9 protein-coding genes are annotated in these 11,830 nt (G+C 70.0%); 2 read left to right on the forward strand and 7 right to left on the reverse strand.

The window, feature by feature from the left end; all coding sequences use genetic code 11:
- Window positions 1-45: 45 nt before the first annotated feature.
- Window positions 46-1,686, reverse strand: a complete 1,641-nt coding sequence (pruA, locus tag ACZ7L0_RS38390) for an L-glutamate gamma-semialdehyde dehydrogenase (protein ID WP_471247214.1) — start codon at window positions 1,684-1,686, stop codon at window positions 46-48.
- A 53-nt stretch (window positions 1,687-1,739) separates the two neighbouring features.
- Entirely contained in the window at window positions 1,740-2,666 is a 927-nt protein-coding gene (locus tag ACZ7L0_RS38395; RefSeq protein ID WP_471247215.1) for a proline dehydrogenase family protein, read from the reverse strand.
- Window positions 2,667-2,825: 159 nt separating this feature from the next.
- On the opposite strand from ACZ7L0_RS38395, the gene ACZ7L0_RS38400 reads away from it, so the two are divergent.
- Window positions 2,826-4,058: a PucR family transcriptional regulator gene (locus tag ACZ7L0_RS38400; protein WP_471247216.1), complete on the forward strand. Its 1,233-nt coding sequence runs from the start codon at window positions 2,826-2,828 to the stop codon at window positions 4,056-4,058.
- Window positions 4,059-4,062: 4 nt separating this feature from the next.
- Here ACZ7L0_RS38400 and ACZ7L0_RS38405 read toward each other — a convergent pair whose 3' ends face one another.
- The gene (locus tag ACZ7L0_RS38405) at window positions 4,063-4,641 is read right to left on the reverse strand and encodes a TetR/AcrR family transcriptional regulator (RefSeq protein ID WP_471247217.1); all 579 of its coding nucleotides are present in this window, start codon (window positions 4,639-4,641) and stop codon (window positions 4,063-4,065) included.
- A gap of 137 nt (window positions 4,642-4,778) precedes the next feature.
- Here ACZ7L0_RS38405 and ACZ7L0_RS38410 point away from each other — a divergent pair, with 137 nt between their 5' ends.
- Window positions 4,779-6,317 (forward strand): MFS transporter, encoded by a 1,539-nt coding sequence (locus ACZ7L0_RS38410; RefSeq protein WP_471247218.1) that lies wholly within the window; start codon window positions 4,779-4,781, stop codon window positions 6,315-6,317.
- A gap of 80 nt (window positions 6,318-6,397) precedes the next feature.
- On the opposite strand, the gene serA is transcribed toward ACZ7L0_RS38410, so the two are convergent.
- From serA to ACZ7L0_RS38430, 4 genes are all read right to left on the reverse strand, one after another.
- A complete protein-coding gene (serA, locus tag ACZ7L0_RS38415) occupies window positions 6,398-7,987 on the reverse strand; it encodes a phosphoglycerate dehydrogenase (protein ID WP_471247219.1) in 1,590 nt (529 codons plus the stop codon).
- Window positions 7,988-8,217: 230 nt separating this feature from the next.
- Entirely contained in the window at window positions 8,218-9,216 is a 999-nt protein-coding gene (gene ilvC, locus ACZ7L0_RS38420) for a ketol-acid reductoisomerase (RefSeq protein ID WP_471247220.1), read from the reverse strand.
- 119 nt (window positions 9,217-9,335) lie between these two features.
- Window positions 9,336-9,860 (reverse strand): acetolactate synthase small subunit, encoded by a 525-nt coding sequence (ilvN, locus tag ACZ7L0_RS38425; protein WP_059128941.1) that lies wholly within the window; start codon window positions 9,858-9,860, stop codon window positions 9,336-9,338.
- 29 nt (window positions 9,861-9,889) lie between these two features.
- A complete protein-coding gene (locus ACZ7L0_RS38430; RefSeq protein ID WP_471247221.1) occupies window positions 9,890-11,743 on the reverse strand; it encodes an acetolactate synthase large subunit in 1,854 nt (617 codons plus the stop codon).
- Window positions 11,744-11,830: the final 87 nt, after the last annotated feature.

Here is an 11,830-nt window from a genome sequence, read left to right on the forward strand (position 1 = left end):
AACGGGCCGGGTCCGTGCGGACCCGGCCCGTTTCACGACGGGCGGTCAGCCCATGTGCGGGTAGATGTAGTCGGTCGGCGCGACCAGCGTCTCCTTGATGGCGCGGGTCAGGGTCCAGCGCGTCAGGTTCTGCGGGGCGCCGGCCTTGTCGTTGGTGCCGGAGGCCCGGCCGCCGCCGAAGGGCTGCTGGCCGACGACGGCGCCGGTCGACTTGTCGTTGATGTAGAAGTTGCCGGCCGCGTAGCGCAGCTTCTCCATCGTGTGAGCCGCCGCCGCGCGGTCGCCCGCGATGACCGAGCCGGTCAGGGCGTAGTCGGACACCGACTCCATCTGGGTCAGCATCTCGTCGTACTTCTCGGCCGAGCTGTCGTCGTACACGTGCACGGCGAGGATCGGGCCGAAGTACTCGGTCGTGAAGACCTCGTTCTCCGGGTCGGTGCACTCGATGACGGTCGGGCGGATGAAGTAGCCGACCGAGTCGTCGTAGCTGCCGCCCGCGACGATCGTGCAGCTCGGGTCGGCCTTCGCACGGTCGATCGCGGCCTTGTTCTTGGCGAAGGAGCGCTCGTCGATGACCGCGCCGATGAAGTTCGACAGGTCGGTGACGTCACCCATGGCGATGCCGTCGACCTCGGCGGCGAACTCCTCCTTGAAGCCGGAGTTCCAGATCGAGGCGGGGACGTACGCGCGGGAGGTCGCCGAACACTTCTGGCCCTGGTACTCGAAGGCGCCACGGGTGAGCGCCGTCTTCAGCACCGCGCGGTCGGCGCTCGGGTGGGCGACGACGAAGTCCTTGCCGCCGGTCTCGCCGACCAGGCGCGGGTAGGAGCGGTACTTCTCGATGTTGTTGCCGACCGTCTTCCACAGGTACTGGAAGGTCTTGGTCGAGCCGGTGAAGTGGATGCCGGCGAGGTCCCGGTGCTCCAGGGCGACCTCGGAGACCGCGATGCCGTCGCCGGTGACGAGGTTGATGACGCCCTTGGGCAGACCCGCCTCCTCCAGCAGCCGCATGAGCAGCACGGCGGCGTGGGTCTGGGTCGGGGACGGCTTCCAGACCACCACGTTGCCCATCAGCGCGGGCGCGGTGGGCAGGTTGCCCGCGATCGCCGAGAAGTTGAACGGCGTGATCGCGTAGACGAAGCCCTCCAGCGGGCGGTGGTCGAGGCGGTTCCAGACGCCCGGGGAGTTGGCCGGGGGCTGCTCGGCCAGGATCTGGCGGGCGTAGTGGACGTTGAAGCGCCAGAAGTCGACCAGCTCGCAGGGGCTGTCGATCTCGGCCTGCTGGGCGGTCTTCGACTGGCCCAGCATGGTGGAGGCGGCGATGGTCTCGCGCCAGGGGCCGGCCAGCAGCTCGGCGGCACGCAGGATGATGGCCGCGCGGTCGTCGAAGGACATCGCGCGCCAGGCGGGCGCGGCGGCGAGGGCCGCGTCGATGGCGTCCTTCGCGTCCTGCTGGGTGGCGTTGCGGTAGGTGCCGAGCACGGCCTTGTGGTTGTGCGGCTGGACGACCTGGAAGGCCTCGCCGCCGCCCATCCGCTTCTCGCCGCCGATGGTGCAGGGCAGGTCGATCGGGTTGTCGGCCAGCTCCTTCAGCTTGACCTCCAGCCGGGCGCGCTCGGGCGAGCCGGGGGCGTAGCCGTGCACCGGCTCGTTGACGGGGGTGGGGACCTGGGTCACAGCGTCCATGGGTTCCGTAACTCCTTACTCTGAGCGGTGTTGCGAGCTTGGGGGGGCGGGGATCAGCCCTTGCTGACCATCGACCGGAGGAAGAAGCGCAGGTTGGCCGGCTTCTCCGCGAGACGGCGCATGAAGTAGCCGTACCAGTCGGTGCCGTAGGCGGTGTAGACGCGCATGCGGTGGCCCTCGGCGGCCAGCCTCAGGTGCTCGTCGCCGCGGATGCCGTAGAGCATCTGGAACTCGTACTCGTCCAGTTTGCGCCCGGCGCGGTGGGCGAGTTCCTGGGCGATGGTGATCAGACGCGGGTCGTGGGAGCCGATCATCGGGTACCCCTCGCCCTCCATCAGGATCCTCAGGACGCGGACGTACGCCTTGTCGATCTCGTGCTTCTGCTGGTAGGCGACCTCGGCCGGCTCCTTGTAGGCGCCCTTGACCAGGCGGACGCGGCTGCCGTTCGCGGCGAGGCGGCGGGCGTCGGCCTCGGTGCGGAAGAGGTAGGCCTGGATGACGCATCCGGTCTGCGGGAACTCTTTGCGCAGCTCGTCGTGGATGGCGAACATCGAGTCCAGGGTGGTGTGGTCCTCGGCGTCCAGGGTGACGGTCGTACCGATGGCGGCGGCGGCCTCGACGACCGGGCGGACGTTGTTCAGCGCGAGCTCGTGGCCGCCTTCGAGCGCCTGGCCGAACATGGACAGCTTGACCGACATCTCGACCTTGTCGCCCAGCTGAAGCTGCTTGAGGTGGTCGGTCAGCGCCAGATAGGCGTCCCGGGCGGCGGCGGCCTGCTCGGGGGTGGTGATGTCCTCGCCGACCACGTCCATGGTCAGCTCCAGGCCCTTCGCCGTGAGGTCCTCGACGATCGGGACGATGTCGTCCACGGTCTCGCCGGGGATGAAGCGGTCGACGACCTGCTTGGTCACCGGGGCCGCCGAGATCAGGCGTCGCATCCGGTCGCTGCGCGACGCGGCGAGAATCACGGGACCCAGCACGGGGCACCTCCACAAGGGCAAAGAAGGCCGATACCCGACCATTCGGGTACGGCACGGAGAACCACCGTGAAACCTAAGGATCCCTCCGATCGTCGGCCATCGACAGCTGTCACGCATCCGTGCACTGGATCTCAGACAGATGTATGAAGGCTGCGGGATATGCGCGAGAATGCCCGGGTGACGTCCGATGCCGCGCCGTTCAAAAACGTGGGTGACTACCAGGAGCTGGTGGACGAGATCTCGGAGCTCCTGGGCGCGCCGGCGACCCTGGAGAACCGTGACTTCGAGCTGATCGCCTTCGGCGCGTACGACAGCGAGGGCGAGCTGGACGCCTCGGCGCTGGACCCGGTGCGCACCCGCTCGATCCTGACCCGGCGCTCCACGGCGGCGGTCCGGACCTGGTTCGAGGGGTTCGGCATCACGCGGGCGACCGGTCCGGTCCGTATCCCGCCGACGCCGGAGGCGGGGGTGTACCGGGGGCGTATCTGCCTTCCCGTACGCCATCGGGGGGTCGTCCTCGGATACGTGTGGCTCCTGGACGACGACCCGGGCCCGAGCGAGCGGCAGCTGGCCTCGGCGATGAGGGTCACGGCGCGGATCGGCGCGCTGCTCGCGGACGAGGCGCAGCACGGCGCCGACCTCACCCGGGAGCTGCGGGCGGTGCTCACCGCCGAGCGGGGCTGGCAGCGGGACATGGCGGTGGCCGAGCTGCGTACGGCTCTCGGCCCCCGGGCGGACGGTCCGCACACGGTGGTGTGCGTGGCCCCCTGGCCGTCCGCCGATCCGGACGACGCGCCCTCGGTGCGTACGCTGCCGGGCGCGACCGCGCTGTGCACGGCGCCCTGGGGGACGTCCGCGCAGTGCCTCGTGCTGCTGGTGCGGCTGCGGTCGACGGACGCCGTGACTCCGGCGGTGTCGGCGGCGGGGCGGCTGCTGGAGCGGGCGGGGAGTACGGGCAGGGGTGCCGGGCGGGGTGGTGGCGGTGCGGCGGCCGGGGTCGCCCTCGCGCGGCTGGGGCTCGCCGAGCTCGGGACCGCCTGGCAGGAGGCGTCCTCGGCGGCCAGGGCGGCACTGGCGGAGCCGCGGTTCGGGCCGGTCGCGGAGTGGGCGCGGATCGGCCCGTACCGGCTGCTGACCTCCCTGCCGCCCGAGGCCGCCCAGGACCCCGTGGCCACTCCGCTCCTGGCCCCCGCCCAGCAGGAGCTGGCCCGCACCGCCGAGGTCTTCCTCGACTGCGCGGGCCAGGCCGGCCGTGCCGCCGCCGAGCTGGGCATCCACCGCCAGACCCTGTACTACCGGCTGTCCCGCGTCGAGCAGTTGACGGGTCTGGACCTGGACGACGGGGAGGACCGGCTGTTGCTGCACATGGCGTTGAAGGGGGCGCGGCTGTAGCCGGTCATGTCCGCGTGGCGGCCTCGACGACCTGGCGCAGTCCCTCGGTGAGGGCGTCCGCGTCGGGTGCGGTCTTCGGGTCGAAGGTCCACTGGGCCATGAGGCCGGTCAGCACGGTCAGGTAGAACCGGCCGAGGGTGTCCGCGGTCTCGTCCGGCACCTCCTCCTCCGGCACGTCCATCAGCAGGGCGACCAGGCCGCGTCCGCCCTCGCGCTGGGCGTGGGCCAGAGGCTCGCGCACCCCCGGCAGATCCATCGTCATGATCTCGATGCTGAGCCGCCACATCGAGCCGGGCTCCCGCATGCTCTCGACGATGTTCGACCACACCGCCCGGAACCGCTCCAGCGAGCCGGGCGCACCGTCGATCCCGCCGGTCCCGGCGCCCGCGAAGACGTCGGACATGCCCTCCACCATCGAGATGTAGGCCTGGGCGAGCAGCGCGTCCTTCGAGCCGTAGTGGTAGCCGATCGAGGCCAGGTTGGTCCCCGACTCCTTGACGATGTCGCGCGCCGTCGTGCGGGCGAAACCCTTTTCCAGCAGGCAGCGCTTGGCGCCCTCCAGCAGATCCTCACGGTGTCCCATACGGACCATCCTACCCCGCTATCCATACAAACGTCCTATACAGATGACCTATACGGCCGGCCTGTACGGACGACCTATACGAACGACTTACACAGTCGTACTAGACAAGCGTTTAATACGTGTGTACATTCACTGTCATGACGAACTCGACGAGCGCCACGCCGACCGCCCGCGCCGGGCGCCGCGAATGGACCGCCCTCGGCGTGCTGATGCTGCCGCTGATGCTGGTCTCGATGGACGTCTCCGTCCTGTACTTCGCGATCCCCGCGATCAACGCGGACCTGGAGCCGACCGGCGCCCAGCAGCTGTGGATCTTCGACATCTACGGCTTCGTCCTGGCGGGCCTGCTGATGACGATGGGCTCCCTGGGCGACCGCATCGGCCGCCGCCGGCTGCTCCTCATGGGCGCCGCCGCCTTCGGCACCGCCTCGGCGCTCGCGGCGTACGCGAACAGCCCCGAGACCCTGATCGCCGCCCGCGCGGTACTGGGCATCGGCGGGGCCACCCTGATGCCCTCGACCCTGGCCCTGCTGCGCACGATGTTCACCGACCCCGGCCAGCGCGCCAAGGCGATCGGTCTGTGGTCCGGCGTGATGACGGGCGGGGTCGCGCTCGGCTCGGTGATGAGCGGCATCCTCGTCGAGCACTTCTGGTGGGGCTCGGTCTTCCTGGTCAACCTGCCCGCGATGCTGCTCCTGCTGGTCCTCGGCCCGGTCCTGCTCCCCGAGTCCCGCAGCGAGAACCCCGGCCGCTTCGACTGGCCGAGCGTCCCCCTGTCGATGGCCGCCGTGCTCCCCGTGATCTACGGCCTGAAGGAGATCCCGTCCGAGGGCTGGCACGTGCGGTACGTGGTGTCGGTGGCCGTCGGCCTGCTCTTCGCCGCGCTGTTCGTCCGCCGGCAGCGCACCGCGGCCTCCCCGCTGATCTCGCCGGCCCTGTTCCGCGGCCACGGCTTCACCCCGTCGATCGTGCTGACCCTGGTCTCCTCCTTCGGGATGATGGGCTCGGCCCTCTTCACCACCCAGTACCTGCAGTCGGTCCTCGGCAAGAGCCCGCTGGAGGCCGCGCTGTGGAGCCTGCTGCCCTCGGTGCTCATCGGCGTCGCCGGACCGGTGACGACCCAGCTCGTCCAGAAGGGCGTCAACCGGGGATACGTCGTCGCCGCCGGCTTCGCCGTCACCGCGGCCGGCTACGGCATGCTCGTCCTGGCCGGCACCGACTCCCTCTGGCTGGTGCTCGCCGCCGCCGGCGTCCTGGCCTCCGGGGTCGTGATGGTGATGTCCCAGCTCTCCGACCTCGCCCTGAGCAGCGCCCCCGTCGAGCAGGCCGGCGCGGCCTCCTCGGTCATGGAGACCGGCACCGAGTTCGGCGGCGCGCTCGGCATGGCGGTCCTCGGCTCCATCGGGGCGGCCGTCTACCGCCACGAGATCCCGGCCTCCGCCCCGGCGCCGGCCCACGAGACCCTGGGCGGGGCCCTGGCCGTCGCCGACCGCGTCCCGGGGCTGGCCACGGCGGCACGGCAGGCGTTCGTCAGCGGAATGCACTGGGCGGCGATCGCCGGGGCGCTGCTGCTGGCGGGAGCCGCGGTCGCGGCGGCGGTGACGCTGCGGCGGGTGACCGTGCGGGATGTCCCGGTGGCCGCGGAGGTCACCGAGCGGGAGAAGGTGGCCGCCTGAGAAGGCGGGCGAAACGAAAGCGCCGGGCGGGCTGGATCACCAGCCCGCCCGGCGCTTTCGTACGACTCTGCCCAGGGGGGTCAGACGAGGTTCACGGAACGCGCGAACGTGGCGCCGATCTCCTCCGCGACCTCCGCCAGAACGCCGGAGGCGACGGTGTCGTCCACGGTCAGCACGGCCAGCGCCTCGCCGCCCGCCGCCAACCGGGCGACCTGCATACCGGCGATGTTGAGGCCCGCCTCGCCGAGGATGCGGCCGACGGTGCCGACGACGCCCGGCCGGTCCTCGTACCGCAGGACGACCATGTGGTCGGCGAGCGCGAGGTCGACGTCGTACTCCCCGACCGCGACGATCTTCTGCAGGTGCTTCGGGCCGGCCAGCGTGCCGGACACCGAGACCTCCTCGCCGCCCGCCAGCGTGCCGCGCACGGTCACCACGTTGCGGTGGTCGGCCGACTCGGAGCTGGTGGTCAGGCGCACCTCGACACCGCGCTCCTGCGCGAACAGCGGGGCGTTGACGTACGACACCGTCTCGTCGACGACGTCCTCGAAGACACCCTTGAGCGCGGACAGCTCCAGCACCTTCACATCGTGCTGGGTGATCTCGCCGTACACCTCGACGTCGAGGCGGACCGCGACCTCGCCCGCGAGCGCGGTGAAGATGCGGCCGAGGCGCTCGGCGAGCGGCAGGCCCGGCTTGACGTCCTCGGCGATGACACCGCCCTGGACGTTCACCGCGTCCGGCACCAGCTCACCGGCGAGGGCGAGACGGACGGACCTGGCGACGGCGATACCGGCCTTCTCCTGCGCCTCGTCCGTCGACGCGCCGAGGTGCGGGGTGCACACCACCTGGTCGAACTGGAACAGCGGGGAGTCGGTGCACGGCTCCTTGGCGTACACGTCCAGGCCGGCGCCCGCGACCCGCCCCTCCTTGAGGGCGGAGTACAGCGCCTCCTCGTCGACGATGCCACCGCGCGCGGCGTTGACGATCCGCACCGACGGCTTGACCTTGTGCAGCGCCTCCTCGCCGATCAGACCGAGCGTCTCGGGCGTCTTGGGCAGGTGCACGGTGATGAAGTCGGAGACCTCCAGCAGCTCGTCCAGCGACAGCACCTTCACGCCCATCTGCGCGGCCCGGGCGGGCTGGACGTAGGGGTCGTACGCGACGACCTTCATGCCGAACGCGGACATGCGCTGCGCGACCAGCGCGCCGATGCGGCCGAGGCCGACCACGCCGAGGGTCTTCTCGGCCAGCTCCACGCCGGTGTACTTGCTGCGCTTCCACTCGGCGTTCTTCAGCGCGGCGTTGGCCTGCGGGATGTTGCGGGCGGTGGCGAGGATCAGACCGCAGGCCAGCTCGGCGGCGGTCACGATGTTGGAGGTGGGGGCGTTGACGACCATCACGCCGGCCTTGGTGGCGGCGGAGACGTCCACGTTGTCCAGGCCGACGCCGGCTCGCGCGACGACCTTCAGCTTCTTGGCGGCGGCGACGGCCTCGGCGTCGACCTTGGTGGCGGAGCGGATCAGGATCGCGTCCACGTCGGCGATGGCGGGAAGCAGTTCGGCCCGGTCGGCGCCGTTGCAGTGCCGGATCTCGAAGTCCGGGCCGAGTGCGTCGACAGTCGCGGGCGAAAGCTCTTCAGCGATGAGTACGACGGGTTTCGAGCTCACGTGAGTCCTCACAAGTCCAATGCGTGCGGACGGCCGTCCCGACGGCCGCAGGCGGAGGAGGGGCTAGCCGCGGAAGACGCACGACGCTGTGGGCCTGACGCGTGTTGTGCAGCAGTGTAGTGGCGGGACACATAGCGTCTTACGCCTCTGCGGAAGGATCACCCGTCCGTGGCTGGACGGGATGGACAACGGGGGCCGGAGCAGTGTGCCCCGGCCCCCCGCCATGAGGCTTACGCCTCCTCGTTCACCCAGCTCATCAGCTTGCGCAGCTGCTTGCCGGTGGTCTCCAGCAGGTGCTCGGAGTCCTGGTTCTTGTACTCGTTGTACTTCTTCAGACCGCCGTGGTACTCGTCCATCCAGTTCTGGGCGAAGGTGCCGTCCTGGATCTCGGTGAGGACCTGCTTCATCTCGGCCTTGGTGGCGTCGGTGATGATGCGCGGGCCGGTCACGTAGTCGCCCCACTCGGCGGTCTCGGAGACGGACCAGCGCATCTTCTCCAGGCCGCCCTCGTACATGAGGTCGACGATCAGCTTCAGCTCGTGCAGGCACTCGAAGTAGGCGATCTCCGGCTGGTAGCCCGCCTCGACCAGGGTCTCGAAGCCCGCCTTCACCAGCGCGGAGGTACCACCGCAGAGCACGGCCTGCTCACCGAACAGGTCGGTCTCGGTCTCCTCGGTGAAGGTCGTCTTGATGACACCGGCACGGGTACCGCCGATGGCCTTCGCGTACGACAGGGCCAGCGGGAACGCGTTGCCCGTGGCGTCCTGCTCGACGGCGGCGATCGCCGGAACGCCGCGGCCCTCCTCGTACTGACGGCGCACCAGGTGGCCCGGGCCCTTCGGGGCGACCAGGGCGACGTCCACGCCGGCCGGGGGCTTGATGAAGCCGAATCGGATGTTGAAGCCGTGCGCGAAGAACAGCGCGTCGCCGTCCTTCAGGTTCGGGGCGATGGACTCCTCGTAGACCTGGGCCTGGATCGGGTCCGGGATCAGGATCATGATGACGTCGGCCTCGGCGGCGGCCTCCGCCGGGCTCACCGCACGCAGACCCTGCTCCTCGGCCTTCGCCTTGGACTTGGAGCCCTCGTGCAGACCGACCCGGACGTCGACACCGGAGTCGCGCAGCGACAGGGCGTGGGCGTGGCCCTGGCTGCCGTAGCCGATGACCGCGACCTTGCGGCCCTGGATGATGGACAGGTCGGCGTCAGCGTCGTAGAACAGCTCGGCCACTTTGGGTTCTCTCCTTGGTGTGCAGGTGTTGCTCCCACCGTATGACGGCGGGCGGAAGGGAGGTTTCGGGATCTCGGCATACGGGCGGCCGGTGTCACCCGACCGGCCCGAACGCGGTGTTACGCCGACCGGTCGAGGGCGCGCAGCGAGCGGTCCGTGATGGAACGGGCTCCGCGTCCTATGGCGATCGTGCCGGACTGGACCAGCTCCTTGATGCCGTACGGCTCCAGCATCTTGAGCATGGCCGACAGCTTGTCGCTGCTGCCGGTGGCCTCGATCGTCACGGCCTCCGGGGAGACGTCGACGGTCTTGGCGCGGAAGAGCTGGACGATCTCGACGATCTGGGAGCGCGTCTCGTTGTCGGCGCGCACCTTCACCAGGACGAGTTCGCGCTGAACCGCCTGCGCCGGCTCCAGCTCGACGATCTTGAGCACGTTGACGAGCTTGTTGAGCTGCTTGGTCACCTGCTCCAGCGGCAGATCCTCGACGTTCACCACGATGGTGATGCGGGAGATGTCGGGGTGCTCGGTGACACCGACCGCGAGCGAGTCGATGTTGAAGCCGCGGCGGGAGAACAGCGCGGCGATCCGGGCGAGGATGCCCGGTGTGTTCTCCACCAGGACGGAGAGCGTGTGCTTGGACATATCTGGTCTTCCTCTTCGCTCTTCCTGGCTCAGTCGTCTTCGTTGTCGCCGAAGTCGGGGCGGACGTCCCGGGCGGCCATGATCTCGTCGTTGGAGGTGCCGGCGGCGACCATCGGCCACACCATCGCGTCCTCGTGGACGATGAAGTCCACGACGACCGGGCGGTCGTTGACGGAGTTCGCCTCTTCGATGACCTTGTCCAGGTCCTCCGGGGACTCGCAGCGGATGGCGTAGCAGCCCATGGCCTCCGACAGCTTCACGAAGTCGGGGACGCGGGTGCCGGCACTCGGGCCCTTGGGCTCGGCGCCCGGGCCGGAGTGCAGCACGGTGTTGGAGTACCGCTGGTTGTAGAAGAGGGTCTGCCACTGGCGGACCATCCCGAGGGCGCCGTTGTTGATGACGGCGACCTTGATCGGGATGTTGTTCAGGGCGCAGGTGGTGAGCTCCTGGTTGGTCATCTGGAAGCAGCCGTCGCCGTCGATCGCCCAGACCGCACGGCCGGGCTGCCCGGCCTTGGCGCCCATCGCGGCCGGGACCGCGTAACCCATGGTGCCCGCGCCGCCGGAGTTCAGCCAGGTGGCGGGCTTGTCGTACTGGATGAAGTGGGCGGCCCACATCTGGTGCTGGCCGACGCCCGCCGCGAAGATCGTGCCCTCGGGCGCGAGCTGGCCGATGCGCTCGATGACCTGCTGCGGGGAGAGCGAGCCGTCCTCGGGCTGGTCGTAGCCGAGCGGGTAGGTCTCGCGCCAGCGGCTGAGGTCCTTCCACCAGGCGGTGTAGTCGCCCTTGTGGCCCTCGCTGTGCTCCTTCTGCACGGCCTGGATCAGGTCCGCGATGACCTCGCGGGCGTCACCGACGATCGGCACGTCGGCGGCGCGGTTCTTGCCGATCTCGGCCGGGTCGATGTCGGCGTGGACGATCTTGGCGTAGGGGGCGAAGCTGTCCAGCTTGCCGGTGACGCGGTCGTCGAAACGGGCTCCGAGGGCGACGATCAGGTCGGCCTTCTGCAGCGCGGTGACGGCGGTGACCGAACCGTGCATGCCCGGCATTCCCACGTGCAGCGGGTGGCTGTCGGGGAACGCGCCGAGCGCCATCAGGGTGGTGGTGACGGGCGCTCCGGTGAGCTCGGCGAGGACCTTGAGCTCGGCGGTGGCGTGGGACTTGAGGACGCCGCCGCCGACGTACAGGACCGGCCGGCGGGCGGAGGTGATCAGCTTGGCGGCCTCGCGGATCTGCTTGGCGTGCGGCTTGGTCACCGGGCGGTAGCCGGGCAGGTCCGTGGTGGGCGGCCACTGGAAGGTGGTCCTGGCCTGGAGGGCGTCCTTGGCGATGTCGACCAGGACCGGGCCGGGACGGCCGGTGGAGGCGATGTGGAAGGCCTCGGCGATCGTTCGCGGGATGTCCTCGGCCTTGGTGACCAGGAAGTTGTGCTTGGTGATCGGCATGGTGATGCCGACGATGTCCGCCTCCTGGAAGGCGTCCGTGCCGATCGCCTTGGACGCGACCTGGCCGGTGATCGCCACGAGCGGCACCGAGTCCATGTGCGCGTCGGCGATCGGGGTGACCAGGTTCGTCGCACCGGGGCCCGAGGTCGCCATGCAGACGCCGACCTTGCCGGTGGCCTGCGCGTAGCCGGTGGCCGCGTGACCGGCGCCCTGTTCGTGGCGGACCAGGACGTGGCGGACCCGGGTGGAGTCCATCAGCGGGTCGTAGGCCGGGAGGATCGCACCGCCGGGGATACCGAATACCGTCTCGGCCCCGACCTCCTCGAGCGAGCGGATGAGGGACTGCGCACCCGTGACGTGCTCGACGGGGGTGGGCTGCTGTCCTCCGGAACGGGGCCGCGGCTGCGGATGGTGGGCCCCGGTGGCCTGCTCGGTCATCGGCATTCTCTTCTCGATGCTGAGGGTTTTTGCGAGGTTTGTGCGGTGTACGGCTGCTGTACGGCAGGTGCCTGTGCAACAAAAAAC

This window comes from Streptomyces sp. NPDC039424, from assembly GCF_055639495.1.

What these genes read in the sequence shown, in the direction of transcription:
- ACZ7L0_RS38410 (WP_471247218.1), top strand. Translation starts at nt 4,779, where the DNA reads ATGACGAACTCGACGAGCGCCACGCCGACCGCCCGCGCCGGGCGCCGC.
- pruA (WP_471247214.1), bottom strand. Translation starts at nt 1,686, where the DNA reads ATGGACGCTGTGACCCAGGTCCCCACCCCCGTCAACGAGCCGGTGCAC.
- ACZ7L0_RS38430 (WP_471247221.1), bottom strand. Translation starts at nt 11,743, where the DNA reads ATGACCGAGCAGGCCACCGGGGCCCACCATCCGCAGCCGCGGCCCCGT.
- ilvN (WP_059128941.1), bottom strand. Translation starts at nt 9,860, where the DNA reads ATGTCCAAGCACACGCTCTCCGTCCTGGTGGAGAACACACCGGGCATC.
- ACZ7L0_RS38400 (WP_471247216.1), top strand. Translation starts at nt 2,826, where the DNA reads ATGCGCGAGAATGCCCGGGTGACGTCCGATGCCGCGCCGTTCAAAAAC.
- ACZ7L0_RS38405 (WP_471247217.1), bottom strand. Translation starts at nt 4,641, where the DNA reads ATGGGACACCGTGAGGATCTGCTGGAGGGCGCCAAGCGCTGCCTGCTG.